Consider the following 15,555-nt stretch of genomic DNA (forward strand, 5'->3'; position numbering starts at 1 on the left):
TAACTCCTTTAGCTCCTGAATACATCATTTATTGATAATCTCTAATTGCTGGCGCACACTTTCTTCGTGGATGGCTTCGAATACGGTCTTTACGAATTCTGGATCCATGCCGCAGAGGCTTCCCTGCGCTCCGCGCTTGTCGAGTATTTCGTTGTAGCGTCCGGTTTGGAGCACGGTCATGTTATGTTCTTTCTTGAACGTACCGATTTCGCGGCAGATACGCATACGCTTGGCGAGGATTTCCATCAGGGTATTGTCACACTCGTCTATCTGCTGGCGCAATTCGTGCAGGCTTTCGGTGGTCTGGTGCTCCTTGCGGATGACCAGCAGGTTGAGGATGTAATCCAGCACATCGGGCGTTACTTGTTGGGAGGCATCGCTCCAGGCACTGTCCGGATTGCAATGTGATTCTATGATAAGCCCGTCGAAACCTAAGTCCATGGCCTGCTGGCAGAGCGGGGCAATCAGTTCACGTTTGCCTCCGATGTGGCTCGGGTCGCACAGGATGGGCAGAGCCGGGATGCGGCGGCGCAATTCGATGGGGATATGCCATTGAGGCAAGTTGCGGTAGATTTTCTTGTCGTACGAAGAAAAGCCGCGGTGGATAGCTGCCAGACGTTTCAGCCCTGCGGCGTTGATGCGTTCCAGTGCGCCAATCCATAATTCCAAGTCAGGATTAACAGGGTTCTTTACCAATACCGGGATATCCACGCCTTTCAGCGCGTCGGCTATCTCTTGTACGGCAAAGGGGTTTGCCGAGGTGCGTGCGCCAATCCACAGGATATCGATGCCGGCTTTCAGGCATTCGTACACGTGTTTGGCAGTAGCCACTTCGGTAGCTACATACATGCCGGTTTCCTTCTTCACGTTCTTCAGCCAAGCCAGCCCTTCCACGCCGATTCCTTCGAAGCCTCCGGGTTTGGTGCGTGGTTTCCAGATGCCTGCACGGAAGATTTTGACTCCTTTGTTGGCAAGTTGGGTTGCGGTTGACATCACTTGTTCTTCTGTTTCTGCACTGCAGGGGCCTGCAATGACAACGGGACGTTCTTTCGATACGCCTTCCAGTTCGATGGGTTGTAATTCGAGTTCCATATCTTTTGAATTTTTTGAGTTCGTAAGTTTAAGTTTGCTAAAACGCAGATTATTGCAGATTTTTATTGTTACAGAAAATGCAGAACTTTAAATTATTATCTGTGAAAATCTGCGTTAATCTGCGTTTCATATCTGATTACATGATTGCTTGAATCCGTTTGAGCGCTTCCGCCAGCTTCTCGTCTTTGGCGCAGAGCGAGATGCGGATATACCGCTTGCCGTTGCTTCCGAAGATGAATCCGGGGGTGATGAATACACGGGCTTCGTGCAATACCTTTTCGGTCAGGTCTTCCACATCGGCATATGTGTCGGGGATTTTCCCCCACAGGAACATGCCTACTTGTTCGGGGTCGAACGTGCAACCTAAGGCGTGCATGATTTCCTCTGCCAGCTTCCGGCGGCGACTATATACGTTATAGTTAGCTTCCTCGTGCCATTCCGCGCTGTTCCGGTATGCTTGCGCTGCGGCAAGCTGCAAGGGGCGGAACGTGCCCGAGTCGATGTTGCTCTTTATCTTCAGTATCCATTGGATGAATGTGGCATTTGTGGCAATCATACCTACACGCCAGCCCGGCATGTTGTGGCTTTTGCTCATCGAGTTGAACTCGATGCAGCACTCTTTCGCCCCTTCAATGTTCAGGATGCTGATGGGCTTGCGGTTCAGAATGAAGCTGTACGGGTTGTCGTTTACTATCACGATGTTGTGCCGGCGTGCGAAGTCTACCAGCTTTTGATACAGTTCCAAGGTGGCATTGGCTCCGGTGGGCATGTTCGGATAATTGGTCCACATAATCTTCACGCGGCTCAGGTCCATCCGTTCCAGTTCGTCGAAGTCAGGTTGCCAGTGATTGTCTTCTCTGAGTGTATAGTTGACGATTTCGCTTCCCAGTATCTTGTTCAGGGATGTATAGGTAGGATAACCCGGATTGGGCACCAATACCTGGTCGCCCGGATTCACCAAAGCCAGTGTCACGTGCAGGATGCCTTCCTTCGAGCCGATAAGCGGCTGGATTTCGGTATCCGGATTCAGGTCTACATCGTACCAGCGCTTGTACCAGTCTGCCATGGCACGGCGCAATTCAGGGATGCCCACGGTAGGCTGATAGCCGTGCGCGTCGGGTTTCTTGGCGTTCTCGCACAACACGTTGATGGTTTCTTCCGAAGGCGGCATGTCAGGGCTTCCGATGCCCAGGCTGATGACGTCTTTTCCTTCGGCATTCATGCGTGCCACTTCTTTCAGCTTGCGGCTGAAATAATATTCGCTTACATTCGCCAGCCGGTCGGCAGGCTGGATGTTATAAGGTTGATTCTCCTTCTGCATATTCTCCTAATATTTTAAGTGCTTTGGTAAGCGGGGTTACGGCATCAATGGATTGTTTGTATCTCAGGTAATCGCTGAACATCACGTCCACGTAGAACATGTATTCCCATTCGCGTCCGATGATGGGCAGCGACTGTATCTTGGTCAGGTTGATGTGGTAGAACGAAAAGATAGACAATACCTGCGAGAGGCTTCCTTCGTTGTGGGGGAGGGAGAAGACGATGTTGGCTTTGTTCACCTTCGAGCGGTCTTTCAGCTCGTCGGCAAGCCAAGGGTCGCACACCACCAGAAAGCGGGTGAAGTTGTGCTTGTTCGTCTCGATGCCTTCCTGCAGGATTTTCATGCCGTACAGCCCTGCGGCGTATTTCGAGCAGATGGCGGCATGTCCCTTGAGTTGCTTTTCGTGGATATCCTGAGCGCTTTTGGCAGTATCTTCGGTTTCCACCACCTTCAGTTCGGGATGGTGTTGCAGGAAGTCGCGGCATTGCGCCAGTGCCACGGGATGCGAGTTGACTTCGGTCAAGTCTTTCCAGTCCTCGTCGGGCAGGCACATGATGCTGTGGCTGATGCGCAGCTTGTGTTCGCCGATGATGGTCATGCCGCTGTCGCGAAGCAGTTCGTAGTTGTGGAGCAGGCTGCCCGCAATGGTGTTTTCGATGGCAACTACACCGATGACGCTGCTGTCTTTGCGCATCGACTCGAATACGTTTTCGAACGTGTCGCAACAGAGCAGTTCGATTTCCTCGTCCTTGAAATACTTGTGCGCCGCGATGTCGTGATACGACCCGGGCACTCCTTGTATGGCTATTCTTTTCATGTCTTTTCAGATGCTTTTAAACTAAAAAATCCCGTCTTCTTGGCAGAAGCGGGATTTCGGTATATTCATTCGTTATTTTTTGTTTTCTCGTTTTAATGTACACATACAAACTCCCGCTTCACTTCATTGCTAAAGTAAAAGTAATAAAAGAAAAAGAAGAAGTATGTAGCAAATGTTTTCATACGTTTGTTTTGTTAGTTTGTTAGCTTTACGGGTGCAAATGTAATACTTTTCTTTAAAAAACAAGTGATTTGCGAACTTTTTTCTTAAAAATATTTTTTGCGTTTTCCAAAACAACGGGAAACAGTTGCATGCGTCAAGGCTTGGACGGACGGTTTACACGGGAAAAGTCAGTGTAAACGTACTGCCCTTGTCGGGCTCTGAAGTAACGGCTATCTGTCCGCCGTGCAATACGGTGTGAAAGAAAAGATAGCACAATAACAGGTTTAAGAACATCAAGGTTACATTAGATTGTGTATTCAACAGTTCACCATAGAGGACATTCTTTATAAAAAGTTCTGTGCCCTCTGTGGTGAAATATGGATTATTACCCCCTCATTAAGAAGCTGTTTTGAATTTCTCCAAAAAGTTTTTCTTGGCTTGATGTATTCGTTTTCGTGTGTGCTTTGGGCGATTTTTTGGTCCTTTTCGCTCCTGTTCTTCGTCAGATAGCCCGCTATCTTCCTCATCACACAAGCGAAAATGCCTCAAAAACTCATCCCAAATCATCGCACGATAAATTCAAAACAGCTTCTAAAAATTGTCGAACTTCCCGTTGATTTCCACTTCGGCATCGGGATTCAGTTCGAGGGCTTTCGTCATGTCGTCTATCGCCCCTTCCTTGTCCTCGTTCAGGTAGCGGACGCGTCCGCGCTCTTGGTAGAGGGCTGCGTTCTCCGGCATCAGCTCCAGGGCTTCTGTGTACAGCCCGATGGCTTCATCGAAAGCCTTTTTCCCGGCAAGCAGCCTGCCTTTCAGCACGTATGCCTTTTCGTTGAACGGATTCTCTTCCAGCACCTTGTCGGCGCATTGCCCGGCTTCTTCCGCTTGCCCCTGTGCGGCGAGAACCGTTCCTTTCAGCAAGAGGGCATCCTCGTCGTCGGGGTTGATTGACAATACTTTTCCGATGTCTTCCAGCGCTTCTTTGGCTTGCTTCATCTCCCAAAGCGTTTCGGCACGGAAGCGGTAAGCGGCTGCAAAGCTTTCGTCAAGGGCGATGGCTTGGGTTGCCCTGGCGATGGCTTGCAGGGCGTTTCCCATTCCCTGTGCGGCTTTTGCGGCGAGGTAATGGGCAGAAGCGTTTTTCTCGTCAAGGCTGATTGCCTGCTGGCAGGCAAGGTCCATGTTGCCGTAGTCTTCTTGCATGTAGCAGGTATGTGCCAGGGTAATCAGGGCAGACACATCATCCGGATCCGCTTTAATCAGCTTGTCCAAGATGATGCGCGCCTCGTCCAGGCGCTGCGTCTTGATGTAGGCATCTGATAAGTAATGCAGCGTTTCGGGGTCTTCCCGTAGGGCGATGGCTTGCTCGAAACACCGGATGGCGTAATCCAGCTGGTTCATGTTGCGTGCGCGTATGCCGTCGTACTTCAGAATCTCGAAGTTTTTCTGTTCTTGTTTCTCCTGTTGGTTGTCTTCCGGCTTCTTCCCGCCGAAAAGTGCTGATAATAAACCCATGTCGTTCGTGTTTTTAGATGGTTGCAAATATAAGCTTTTTATCCGAAAATTCGATATATAAATGGGAATATATCCGTCACGCTGGATTTGTAATCCAGCGTCATCAGCAAACGGTTTCGGATTACAAATCCGATTCTTTTATTACGCCGGATTACAAATCCGGCGTGACAAGCGTGACAAACTCTGCGTCTTTGCGTCTCTGCGTTCGGTTTTTATCGCAACCGATTATAATAATATTGGTTAACGGGCGAGGGGAAACAATGGAAATATCAGGATTTTTTTATATATTGCAACCGTTAACCCTTTAATTGATTTGTTGATATGGAAGTACATCATGATGAAGCGCAGAGAAAGTTCTGGGTAGAAGTTGACGGATTTAAGGCAGACATGTCTTATCATCTGAAAGAAGGGCATTTGGACATCCGGCACACGTTGGTTCCGGAAGCGATTGGCGGGAGGGGAATAGCCTCGATGCTGGTGAAAACCGCATACGACTATGCCCGCCACAGAGGCTTGAGGCCCATGGCTACATGCTCGTATGCCGTGCGTTGGTTGCAGAGGCATCCCGAATATCAGGGCGTAATCAGCGACGAGTATGGCGGAAGCGGAACGTGTGCCTTGTAGCATGCAGTCATTTTACGTACATCGGGCTAATCTCTTGGCTGCTGCCCTGTCGGGCTTTCCGGTTCCGGTCAGCGGAAGAGCAGCCACCGGTATCCATTGCTTGGGGCGCCAATAAGCCGGGAGTTGCTGGCATGCCCGATGTATTTCCTGTTTTTCTTGTTCGTTGAGGAAGGGTGCGTGCTGGACAAGCAGCACAATCCGCTCGCCGAACTTGGCGTCGGGGGCGGAAGTAATGGCAAAGGGGAAGGGAAGCAGCGGCTTCAGGGCGTTTTCCACTTGCTCTATCTGTACTTTTATTCCTCCTGTATTGATGGTGTTGTCTTTTCTTCCGAGGATACGGAATTGTCCTCTCTCATTCAGTTCTACAATGTCGTTTGTGATGAGCCGTTGCGGGCAGACCAGCGGAGCGTCGATGATTAGGGTTCCTTCGTCCGACCGGCTTACGGATACCTGGCTGAAAGGGGTGTACCATTCCGAGGCGTCCGCTCCGTTCAGTTTCCGGAGGGCGATGTGCGAAAGGGTCTCGGTCATGCCGTACGTGCTCCATACGCCGTTGGGAAAGCGTTTCAGTGCCGCTTCCATGTCGGGATCGATGGCTCCTCCTCCGATAATCAGGTGCCTGATGTTTTTCAGCCGTCCGCATTCTTCGGGATGTTGCAGGGAATTGTAGACTTGCATGGGTATCAGCGCGCCGAAGGCGAGGGGCTGGCTTACGCTTTGCAGGGGATGGCCGCAGGGAGTGACGGAAATCAGGTTCAACCCTGCCGTGAGGGCACGCACCACCACCATTTTGCCGGCGATGTATTGCAGGGGCATGCAGAGCAGGGCGTTGTCGCCTTGTTTCAGCCCGAGGAAAGAGACCGTCAGCATGGCGCTGTTCATCATGCGCCGTTTCTCTACGCGGAGTTCTTTCGGCGTGCCGGTAGAGCCGGACGTATGTACTGTTACCGTATCTGAAGCGTCGAACCATTCGGCAAGGAAATCTGCCAGTGCCGCCAGGAAGCTGTCCGCGCCTGCCTGTTCGCGGAAAAGGGCTTGCAGGCGGCTGGGCTTCTGACCGTGGGCACAAGCGTCTTGGGCAGTATACGTCCTGCCGTCAATCGTAAGGGTCTGGTCGGGGATGTGGGTGGTGAAGTTGTTCATTTTCGGTTGATAATTAACAGTTAATAATTGGTGACAATTTCTATTGAACACAGAGGCACAGAGACACGGAGAAATAAATATAGAGAAGGCAAAGTTCACAGAGTTATATCACGTATGTCACATACGTCACGCCGGATTTGCAATCCGGCGTAATGAAAGAATCGGATTTGCAATCCGAACCGTCAGCGTGGATGATGCGGATTACAAATCCGCAAGTTCGTTTACGCCGGATTACAAATCCGGCGTGACAAAAACGTGACAAAAATATTCGTTAAAAATAAAACTCTGTGCCTTCGTGTCTCTGTGTTTTATTTTTTCACAAGCACAGCAACTCGCCAAACTCCGTTTCGGGCTGTCCGGGCAGAAACCAGAGGCAGTCGCCTTGGATATCGAGAGGGTAAGGAATGTTGTCGATAAAGAGCTGCCCTGTACCCAATCCTTGCGGCATCTGAGGGTTTAGCGTGGCACACCATTGCGCGATGCTGTTCAGCCCCACGTTCGATTCGAGGGCGGAGGTCACCCACGAGCCGATGCCTCTTTCTCCGGCAAGCCTAATCCATTCTTCCGCCCCTTTCAGCCCTCCGTGAAGCGAAGGTTTCAGGATGATGTATTGCGGACGGACGGTGTCGAGCAGCCGGGCTTTCTCTTCGGGACGGTTGACGCCTATCAGTTCTTCGTCCAGCGCGATGGGGATGGGGGTGTCTTGACACAATTTCCTCATCTCTTCCCATTGTCCGGCGCGGATGGGCTGCTCGATGGAGTGCAGCCCGAAGCGGCTCAGCTGTTCCAGCTTACGGGGTGCGTCGAGGGGCGTGAAAGCGCCGTTGGCGTCTACCCGCAGCTCGATTTCCTGCGGAGAGAAATGCTGGCGGATGTGTGCCAGCAGCTCCAGTTCCTGCTCGAAGCCGATGGCTCCGATTTTCACCTTGATGCAGCGGAAGCCCGCTTTCATCTTTTCTTCTATCCGGCGGTACATCTCGTCGAAGTTGCCCATCCAAATCAGCCCGTTGATGGGGATGCCCTCTTCCCCCCGTGAGAAAGGAGTGTCCCAGAAGCGGAGGCTTCCGGCTTGGAGGTGGAGGAAGGCGGTCTCCAGCCCGAAGAGCATGGACGGGTAGGGGCGCAGCGCATCGTAGTCGATGCAGCCTTGTTCGGCACTGCGCTGGCAATGGCAGGCGAGCACGTCTTCGTAGTCGGGGATGTCGTCGCAGCTCAGTGCGGGAAGCGGGGCGCATTCGCCGATGCCGCAGCGTCCGTCCGCCGGGTCCCGCAATACGAGGTACCACACCTTGCGGGTGCGGTAGACCCCTCTGGAGGTTCCTGCCGGTTGTTTGAAGTGCAGCGTGCGCGGGATAATCTTGATTGTGTACATAGGCTTACGGCAGTTTGGGATATTTCGACCAGTCGGGCTTGCGCTTCTCCAGAAACGCCTTGCCGCCTTCCTGGGCTTCATCGGTCATATAGTATAACATCGTGGCGTCGCCGGCAAGCTCCTGGATGCCCGCCTGTCCGTCCAGTTCGGCGTTCAGTCCGGCTTTTATCATGCGGAGGGCGAGCGGGCTGTGCTGCATCATGGTTTCCGCCCATTCCACCACTTCATCTTCCAGCCGGTCGAAGGGCACGACTTTGTTCACCAGCCCCATTTCCAGGGCTTCCTGTGCCGAATACTGGCGGCAGAGGAACCAGATTTCGCGGGCTTTCTTCTGCCCTACGACACGCGCCAGATACGATGCGCCGAATCCGGCGTCGAAGCTGCCCACACGCGGTCCGGTCTGTCCGAAGATGGCGTTCTCCGAGGCGATGCTCAGGTCGCATACCACGTGGAGCACGTGCCCTCCACCGATGGCATATCCGTTCACCATGGCGATGACCGGCTTCGGGATGGAGCGTATCTGCTTCTGCACGTCGAGGATGTTCAGGCGAGGCACGCCGTCGGTGCCTACATAGCCTCCGTGTCCTTTTACGTGCATGTCGCCGCCCGAGCAGAATGCCTTGTCGCCCGCACCGGTCAGCACGATGACGTTGATGTCCGGGCATTCACGGCAATAGAGCAGGGCGTTGCTCAGCTCCATGGTCGTGTCGGGGGTGAAGGCGTTGCGGTAGCGCGGGCGGTTGATGGTGATTTTCGCGATGCCGTTGTAATAGTCGAAAAGAATATCCTTGTATTCTTTGATGGTTTTCCATTCTCTTTTTTCCATAACTAAATGAGTTTTTTGGTTCTCTTTTGTCAGTCTGTTTTTTGTAGAGACTTCACACTATGGCGTCTCAGCATTTCATTGTTACGTCATTGATTGTCACGCCGTAACAGGAAAATCGTAAATCGCCAAACCGTAAATTTAAAACTGTTTCAGGCTATGATAATACGCTTTCAGCAGTTCGATGTCCTTGTCCTTGTCGGTAAATGCCTCCAGCAGCATCGGCTGGCGGGTGACGGAGGGCTGTGTGAAGCTCTCCAGTGCCGCCTGTAGTTCTTCTTCGTTGCGCGCGCAGAGGTATTCGAATCCCCGGTCTTCCGCCCATGCCTTCCCCGACGCGTGGTGGGTGCCCGTCACGAAGCGGCGTGCGTTCTCGTGCAGGGTCAGTCCGGGCAGGGCATGGAAGATTTCGCCGCCTTCGTTGTTGAGCAGGAGGATGCGGATGTTGCTGCCGTAATTGGAGTTCCACAGCGCGTTCATGTCGTAGAAGAAGCTCAGGTCGCCTATCACGATGAAGTTCAGCTTGTCCGATGCCGTGGCATAGCCCAGTGCGGTAGAGAGCGACCCTTCGATGCCGTTTGTGCCCCGGTTGGACAGCACCTCCACTTCGGGCGGTAGGTCGAAGAGCTGGGCGTAGCGCACCGCCGAGCTGTTGGCAAGGTGGAGCGAGCAGGGTGAGGGGAGGCGCCGGAGCGTCTCGCCTATCGCGCGCATCTCGGAGTAGGCGAACTGCGCTTTGGGGATGGCTTTCGACTTCGTTTCCCACCTTTTGGGATATTCGGGCGTGGGTGCGTCTATCAGGACGGCTATCTTTTCGAGGAACTCGAAGGGGTCCATTTCGATGACTACGCTCAGCGAGCCGTACAGGTCCATGATTTCCCCGTCTGCCGAGATGTGCCAGTGTTCCGTGGGCGGATGCTTCCGCAGGAATTTCTTCAGGCGTTTCGAGATGACGTGCCCCCCGTAGGTAATCAGCAGTTCGGGGCGCATCGCCTCCTGCATGTCGTTGTTCATCGAGCACAGCAGGGCTTCGATGTTGCGGATGGGCATCCCCGGCACGGTCTGGTTGCCGATGCTCTCGGCTATCCAGGCGAAATGCTTGTACAGCAGCTTCGTATATTTCTTGTCGAAGAGGTAAATCAGGTTCATCTGCCCTGTCACCGCCATACGCTTCTGGTATTTGTTCAGCCGTTCGATGAGCGGCTGGTAGTCCTTGTCGTAGATGTTCAGCCCCTGGTAGCGGGTGATGACCCGTGCCTCGGGCAGCTCGTTTACGGGGAGCAGGAAGAACGGTTCGCCGACGGGGACATTGATGTGCACCGGTCCCTTGCCGTGGTGGTGCGTTTCCAGCAGTGCCTCGTTGATGAGCCGGTTGCAGAACCATTCGTCTTCTTCGTCCTTCACGTCGGGCAGGCTGACCGATTTCTTGACCAGTGTGCCGAATACGCCCGGCTGGGGAAGGGTCTGCCCGTCCATCTGCCCGATCCATGCGGCGGGGCGGTCGGCGGATATCACCACCAGGGGCACCTGCTGGTAGTAGGCTTCCGCCACGGCAGGATGCAGGTTGAGTAGGGCAGTGCCCGAGGTGCAGCATACGGCTACGGGCGCTCCGTCGTGCAGGGCAAGCCCGAGGGCGAAGAATCCCGCGCTCCGTTCGTCGGTCAGCGGATAGCACGTGAAGTCGGGCACGTTGGCAAAGGTCTGCGTCAGCGGGATGTTCCGGCTTCCGGGACAGAGCACAATCCGCCTGATGCCGTGCGCGCGCAGCAGTGCCGCCAGTTGTAAAATGTTTTTCTTATCGGTGTACATGTTTTGTTTGTTTGTTTGTTTTATTCGTATATTTCACCCAATGACTGTAGGGGCGTATCGCATACGCCCTAAAAGCATTCACGTGGATAAGTTGGCGCATTCGGGCGTATGCGATACGCCCCTACATGAACTGTTTTTTGTTACGCCGGATTGCCTTATACTCTTGTCATTCTTGTCATTCAGTTTTTAGTAGAGACGTCACATTGTGGCGTCTCAGCACCCACTTGAAGGTATGTGTAGTGTCATTCCCTTTGGACGGGGAGACGCCACAATGTGACGTCTCTACATCTTGTTTTGTCACGCCGGATTACAAATCCGGCGTGACAGCGCGTGACAGCAGCCTTCCCCACGGGGGGAGGTTGGAGGGGGCTACAACACATTCAGCATCGTATTCAGCTTCTGCCGGGTTTCTTCCCATTCCGCTTCGAGGACAGACGAGGGGAGGATGCCTCCTCCGGCGTAGAGCGTGCTTTCGCTGCCTTCCACTTTCATGCACCGCAGGTTGACGTAGAGCGACGTGTCTCCTTGCGGGTCGAGCCATCCGATGATGCCCGCGTAATACTTCCGGTCGATTCCTTCGTTCGCTTCGATGAAGGCATAGGCTTCCTGCTTCGGCAGCCCGCATACGGCGGGCGTGGGATGCAGTTCGTTCAGGATGTCGCCCAGGCGCGACGTGTCTTTTAGCTGGAAGCTGAAGTCGGTCTTCAGGTGCACCAGCCCTCCGGCACGTGCCGTGTACGGTCCTTTTTCGGTGATTTTGCTTCCGAACTGTTTCACGGTCTTGCGGATGTATTCGCTCACGAACGCCTGTTCCTTCCGATTCTTCTCGCTCCATTCGTCGGGCATCGTGTCGCCCTGCATCGGCATGGTGCCGGCGAGCGATACGGTATGCCATTGGGTGTCGTGCCCGCTCAGGATGATTTCGGGCGTGCTTCCTATCCACGTCCCCGTTGCCGGCGTGTGCGTCAGCGATATCATCATCCGCGGATAGCTGTTGCACGCGTTCACGAACGTGGAAAGCGGGGAGAAGCCTTCGGGCAGCTTGCGGTGCAGGCAGCGCGACAGCACCAGCTTTTGGAAGGTGTTCTGCCGCAGGGGCACGATAAACCGTCCGAAGGCTTCCGCGTAGGCTTCCTGGTCTTGCCCGCCGGTTTCCTGCCTGGCTTCCTGTCCCGCCGAGGGCTGAAGGGGTCCGGCTGGCGGAGCCGGGATTTCCGCCGCATGCGTTTGCGCGTATTGCGCCAGCAGGTCGCTGATGCTTTCCCAGCCGTGTGCGCAGTGGTCTGCCTCGATTAAGACAATTGGGTGCTTTCCGCCGGGCTTGAACGGAGCCATCAGGAAGCCCCGTTTCCCGTTCAGCCCGCTCATGCCGTCTACGGTCTGCGCCCCGCCGGCCTCTTGCAGCACCAGCAGCGGCTCGTCGGTCCAGGGCTGGCGGTAGAGGGCAAAGCTGGCGTTGCTCCGTGTCAGGCTGTCTATCAGTTTGTGGATGGATGAAAAAGGCAGGTTCATACGCGTTTCTTTATAATCAGGTTGGTGATGCGGGCGGTGGATATCAGTTTGCCTTCCGGCGTAACGATGTCCACGTTCCATACATGCTGGGTGCGTCCGCGGTGCACGATGGTGGCGCGGGCTTCTACATACCGCCCTTCCCCTACGGGAGTCATGCCCACGTGGTTGGCGCTCACCTGTATGCCTACAGGCTCTTCGTCGTCCTTGCACAGGACAATCGACCCGTAGCCGCTTACGATTTCGGCGCATGCCAGCGAGGCTCCGCCGTTCAGGATGTCGGTCGGCGTGCAGGGGCGTGCCGTATGCTCGTCGACGGGCATGGTCGCCTTGATGTATCCTTCTTTGATTTCCACCAGCCGGATGCCGAGGTGACGTGCGATGGCTTCTTTCGGCTCGTATGGTTTTCCGGGTTCTATTTGCATCATTTTCTTGTTATTTTAAGTTTGGGTTTTGTTTGTCGTTACTATTTGAATCTTTGTCTGTTTGTTTTTTGTAGAGACGTCACATCGTGGCGTCTCCCCGTCCGCATGGCGGATGTATTTGTGTATGTTTTCAGAGACGCCACAATGTGACGTCTCTACTTTATACGCTATTTCTTTCGTTACGCCTTCACCCTGCAAAGGTACATTTATTTTCCGGCATATTCTATCTTTCCAATTGAATTCTGATGTAATTTTGTGGCAGATTTTTAAAAAAGATGTTTTTTATGGATACACAGAAATTGAAAGGGCACGGAGCCATGCTTTGTGCCAACGCCATGTGGGGGCTGATGTCGCCGCTGGCAAAATTCGTGATGGCGGGAGGGCTGGTCAGCTCGCTGGTGGTGACCGACTTGCGTGTCTTCGGCGCCATGCTTCTGTTTTGGATTGTCTCGTTTTTCCGCAAGCCCGAACACGTGGGGCATAAGGATTTGGCAAAGCTTTTCGTGGCTTCGCTGCTCGCCATCGTGTTCAATCAGGGATGCTTCATCTTCGGCGTGGGGCTGACTTCGCCCGCCGACGCTTCCATCATCACCACCAGCATGCCGCTGTGGGCGATGGTGCTGGCTGCCATTTTCCTGAAAGAGCCGATTACGGGGAAGAAGGTGCTGGGCATCGCCTTCGGTGCCGGAGGCGCGCTGCTGCTGATTATGGGAAGCTCGCACAGCGGCGCCGCGGCGGAGAACCCCTACAGCCTGTGGGGCGACTTGCTGGTGCTTACGGCGCAGCTCAGCTATGCCTTCTACCTGGTATTGTTCAAGGACTTCGTGAGCAAATATTCGGTGTTCACCATCATGAAGTGGATGTTCACCTACGCCTTCATCTGCCTGCTCCCCTTCTCTTACAACGACCTGCTGGCGGCGGGATGGGAGAGCCTGGGATGGGCAGAGGCTGGCTCGCTGCTCTTCATCGTGGTGGGAGGCACGTTCCTGTGCTACATCTTCGTCATCGTGGGGCAGAAACACCTCCGTCCTACCGTGGCGGGCATGTACAACTACGTGCAGCCGGTGGTGGCGTGCATCGTGGCGATATGCTGGGGGATGGATACGTTCAACTGGGTGAAGGTGCTTTCCGTCCTCTTGATATTCGGCGGGGTGTATATGGTGACGATGAGCCGTTCGCGCGCCGAGATGGAAGCCCACGCGCGTGAGGCGGAGGGCGCACGGCGATAGGGTGCCGTCCGCCCGCGTCTCCCTCCGTGTCCGCCCGTGTTTCCCGCCACGGGCGGACGTGTTTTCCGCCCCGGGCACAGGCGCTGCTTTTTCGTCCCATAAGGGGACGGATGGTTGCATTTGTCTACATTTTTCTGCAAATTTGTAGACATAAGCATACGACGTTTTGTCTTTTTCTTGTCATTTTGCAATGTGAGCGAAAGATTCTTCGAGGATGTTTCGCACGCAGTGCAGAATGACATTTTTTTTGTCGTGACAGCATGAAAATACAGCACGTAGTAGAGACGTCACGCCGGATATTGTCACGCCGGATTTGCAATCATGAGTGGTTGGAAGATCTAAGGCGTTAAGCCATTTGCTTCCAGACGCTTGTGTTTCCCTTTTTGGCTTCCGTGCGGTGTCCCGCGATTTCCGGCAGCCATCTCCGAGGCAAGCCCCATCGCATAGTCTTCCATTTCCAAATCGAGAGTGAAGACGGCCATGGAATACCCCAGCTTATTCTCACGCTTGTATATCATGACAAGCATGGCCGTTATGAGCGTCATGTAAAGGATGACCTGCAGGCCGTTCTCGTTGACCGACAGGAAATGGCTGAAGGAGAGTTCCTGCTTGAGGAAACGGAAAAACACCTCGATGTCCCAACGGCGGCGGTAAATTTCGGCAACCTCCTTGGCCGGCAGTTCCATGTCGTTGGTGATGAAGCATATGCGGTTTTCCACGCGTTTGGCTTTCCCTTTGTTTTGGGGGCGTGTGGTGTCACGCGGCTCCTTGAAATGGGCCGTGATGACGCGGTACTCCTCCGTGCCGAATTTGCGGCTCCCCCCTTCACGCAGGTGTACGACCTTGTCCTCATCCAGCACCAGCTTTTCCGGAGCGCACTTGTCGGCCTCCGGGATTTCCAGCACGCGCACCGTCTCCATGCTGCGGTTGGTCTTGATGCGGCCCACGAACCTGGCGTGCTGTCCCGTCATCGAATCGTATGCGCGCAACGATGACAGCCCGCGGTCAAAGACGTAGAGGTTGCTGTGTTCGGGGTCCTTCTTTATCATCCCGTCTATCGCCTTGGGCAGGGCGACGTCCTCGCTCAGATAAGCCGGCTCGTCCAGCACCTCGGCCAGCTTCGCGGCGAAGCCTTCGTACCCCATCGTGTATTTCACCTGCCGCCGTTGCCTGCAGGCATCCTTTCCAACCGGACGCTTGCCTACGGTGAAGCCCTTCTTGAGCTTGTTGCAGGTTTCGGCCACGAGGGTGCTGTCCACCCTTACCAGCAGCTTGCGCTCTATCTCACGCGGAGTGTAGAGGCTGTGCAGCTTGTCGTAGAACACTTCGTATGCCTTGCGGAAAAACTCCACATTCACTTTCGAGAGGCGTTCCGAGATGGAACTGTGCGAAACCCTTTCCCCAAGCGAGTAGTCGAACAGGGTGCAGAAGGCGCGGCTCTCGAACACCTTCTCCAGTTTGCGCTGGCTCAACCGCTTGCAGCGGATCAGCCCATAAAGCAGCAGGTTGAAAAGGCGCTCCCCCTGCAGTTCCTTGGCGTAGCGGTCCACTTCCGTGGATTTCGCGAGCCGTGCCAGCATCTGTCTGGGGAGAAGGCGGACGAGGTCGGTCGCATGGCATTTCAATTCATCAAGATGCATAATGTTTCTGTGTTTGTTTGATTCCGCAAATATAAATATTTTACTTACAGCTTGTTTCACTTTTATATCTTCCG

General features: G+C 54.1%; 14 protein-coding genes. 2 read left to right on the plus strand and 12 right to left on the minus strand.

Features of this window, described 5'->3' with window-relative positions:
- Positions 1-24 precede the first annotated feature (24 nt).
- The 5 genes from BACSA_RS14650 to BACSA_RS14665 form a co-directional block, all read right to left on the minus strand.
- On the minus strand, positions 25-1,092 hold the full coding sequence (locus BACSA_RS14650) for a bifunctional 3-deoxy-7-phosphoheptulonate synthase/chorismate mutase type II (RefSeq protein WP_013618810.1): 1,068 nt from the start codon (positions 1,090-1,092) through the stop codon (positions 25-27).
- Between the two features lie 136 nt (positions 1,093-1,228).
- A complete protein-coding gene (locus BACSA_RS14655; protein ID WP_013618811.1) occupies positions 1,229-2,413 on the minus strand; it encodes a pyridoxal phosphate-dependent aminotransferase in 1,185 nt (394 codons plus the stop codon).
- A complete protein-coding gene (locus BACSA_RS14660; RefSeq protein WP_013618812.1) occupies positions 2,388-3,230 on the minus strand; it encodes a prephenate dehydratase in 843 nt (280 codons plus the stop codon). Before BACSA_RS14660 ends, BACSA_RS14655 begins: the two co-directional genes overlap by 26 nt.
- Positions 3,231-3,788: 558 nt before the next feature.
- Positions 3,789-3,959 carry a hypothetical protein gene (locus BACSA_RS19485; RefSeq protein ID WP_158100085.1) on the minus strand — a complete coding sequence of 57 codons (171 nt, stop codon included), beginning with the start codon at positions 3,957-3,959 and terminating at the stop codon, positions 3,789-3,791.
- Between the two features lie 24 nt (positions 3,960-3,983).
- Positions 3,984-4,907, minus strand: a complete 924-nt coding sequence (locus BACSA_RS14665) for a tetratricopeptide repeat protein (protein WP_013618813.1) — start codon at positions 4,905-4,907, stop codon at positions 3,984-3,986.
- Positions 4,908-5,228: 321 nt separating this feature from the next.
- On the opposite strand from BACSA_RS14665, the gene BACSA_RS14670 reads away from it, so the two are divergent.
- A complete protein-coding gene (locus BACSA_RS14670) occupies positions 5,229-5,531 on the plus strand; it encodes a GNAT family N-acetyltransferase (protein WP_013618815.1) in 303 nt (100 codons plus the stop codon).
- Positions 5,532-5,543: 12 nt separating this feature from the next.
- On the opposite strand, the gene BACSA_RS14675 is transcribed toward BACSA_RS14670, so the two are convergent.
- From BACSA_RS14675 to BACSA_RS14700, 6 genes are all read right to left on the minus strand, one after another.
- The gene (locus BACSA_RS14675; protein ID WP_013618816.1) at positions 5,544-6,674 is read right to left on the minus strand and encodes an AMP-binding protein; all 1,131 of its coding nucleotides are present in this window, start codon (positions 6,672-6,674) and stop codon (positions 5,544-5,546) included.
- Between the two features lie 316 nt (positions 6,675-6,990).
- The gene (locus tag BACSA_RS14680) at positions 6,991-8,046 is read right to left on the minus strand and encodes an o-succinylbenzoate synthase (RefSeq protein WP_013618817.1); all 1,056 of its coding nucleotides are present in this window, start codon (positions 8,044-8,046) and stop codon (positions 6,991-6,993) included.
- A 4-nt stretch (positions 8,047-8,050) separates the two neighbouring features.
- Positions 8,051-8,872, minus strand: coding sequence for a 1,4-dihydroxy-2-naphthoyl-CoA synthase (menB, locus tag BACSA_RS14685; protein ID WP_013618818.1), 822 nt, complete (start codon positions 8,870-8,872; stop codon positions 8,051-8,053).
- Positions 8,873-9,010: 138 nt separating this feature from the next.
- Positions 9,011-10,678, minus strand: coding sequence for a 2-succinyl-5-enolpyruvyl-6-hydroxy-3-cyclohexene-1-carboxylic-acid synthase (gene menD / locus BACSA_RS14690; RefSeq protein ID WP_013618819.1), 1,668 nt, complete (start codon positions 10,676-10,678; stop codon positions 9,011-9,013).
- A 369-nt stretch (positions 10,679-11,047) separates the two neighbouring features.
- Positions 11,048-12,190, minus strand: a complete 1,143-nt coding sequence (locus BACSA_RS14695; RefSeq protein ID WP_013618820.1) for an isochorismate synthase — start codon at positions 12,188-12,190, stop codon at positions 11,048-11,050.
- Positions 12,187-12,615: a PaaI family thioesterase gene (locus BACSA_RS14700; protein WP_013618821.1), complete on the minus strand. Its 429-nt coding sequence runs from the start codon at positions 12,613-12,615 to the stop codon at positions 12,187-12,189. Before BACSA_RS14700 ends, BACSA_RS14695 begins: the two co-directional genes overlap by 4 nt.
- A gap of 281 nt (positions 12,616-12,896) precedes the next feature.
- Here BACSA_RS14700 and BACSA_RS14705 point away from each other — a divergent pair, with 281 nt between their 5' ends.
- Positions 12,897-13,841 carry a DMT family transporter gene (locus BACSA_RS14705; protein WP_013618822.1) on the plus strand — a complete coding sequence of 315 codons (945 nt, stop codon included), beginning with the start codon at positions 12,897-12,899 and terminating at the stop codon, positions 13,839-13,841.
- A gap of 338 nt (positions 13,842-14,179) precedes the next feature.
- Here BACSA_RS14705 and BACSA_RS14710 read toward each other — a convergent pair whose 3' ends face one another.
- Positions 14,180-15,541: an IS4 family transposase gene (locus BACSA_RS14710; RefSeq protein WP_245546550.1), complete on the minus strand. Its 1,362-nt coding sequence runs from the start codon at positions 15,539-15,541 to the stop codon at positions 14,180-14,182.
- Between the last annotated feature and the right edge of the window lie 14 nt (positions 15,542-15,555).

The organism is Phocaeicola salanitronis DSM 18170 (genome assembly GCF_000190575.1).
Lineage (GTDB): Bacteria > Bacteroidota > Bacteroidia > Bacteroidales > Bacteroidaceae > Phocaeicola > Phocaeicola salanitronis.

What these genes read in the sequence shown, in the direction of transcription:
- BACSA_RS14650 (WP_013618810.1), bottom strand. Translation starts at nt 1,092, where the DNA reads ATGGAACTCGAATTACAACCCATCGAACTGGAAGGCGTATCGAAAGAA.
- BACSA_RS14655 (WP_013618811.1), bottom strand. Translation starts at nt 2,413, where the DNA reads ATGCAGAAGGAGAATCAACCTTATAACATCCAGCCTGCCGACCGGCTG.
- BACSA_RS14660 (WP_013618812.1), bottom strand. Translation starts at nt 3,230, where the DNA reads ATGAAAAGAATAGCCATACAAGGAGTGCCCGGGTCGTATCACGACATC.
- BACSA_RS19485 (WP_158100085.1), bottom strand. Translation starts at nt 3,959, where the DNA reads ATGATTTGGGATGAGTTTTTGAGGCATTTTCGCTTGTGTGATGAGGAA.
- BACSA_RS14665 (WP_013618813.1), bottom strand. Translation starts at nt 4,907, where the DNA reads ATGGGTTTATTATCAGCACTTTTCGGCGGGAAGAAGCCGGAAGACAAC.
- BACSA_RS14670 (WP_013618815.1), top strand. Translation starts at nt 5,229, where the DNA reads ATGGAAGTACATCATGATGAAGCGCAGAGAAAGTTCTGGGTAGAAGTT.
- BACSA_RS14675 (WP_013618816.1), bottom strand. Translation starts at nt 6,674, where the DNA reads ATGAACAACTTCACCACCCACATCCCCGACCAGACCCTTACGATTGAC.
- BACSA_RS14680 (WP_013618817.1), bottom strand. Translation starts at nt 8,046, where the DNA reads ATGTACACAATCAAGATTATCCCGCGCACGCTGCACTTCAAACAACCG.
- menB (WP_013618818.1), bottom strand. Translation starts at nt 8,872, where the DNA reads ATGGAAAAAAGAGAATGGAAAACCATCAAAGAATACAAGGATATTCTT.
- menD (WP_013618819.1), bottom strand. Translation starts at nt 10,678, where the DNA reads ATGTACACCGATAAGAAAAACATTTTACAACTGGCGGCACTGCTGCGC.
- BACSA_RS14695 (WP_013618820.1), bottom strand. Translation starts at nt 12,190, where the DNA reads ATGAACCTGCCTTTTTCATCCATCCACAAACTGATAGACAGCCTGACA.
- BACSA_RS14700 (WP_013618821.1), bottom strand. Translation starts at nt 12,615, where the DNA reads ATGATGCAAATAGAACCCGGAAAACCATACGAGCCGAAAGAAGCCATC.
- BACSA_RS14705 (WP_013618822.1), top strand. Translation starts at nt 12,897, where the DNA reads ATGGATACACAGAAATTGAAAGGGCACGGAGCCATGCTTTGTGCCAAC.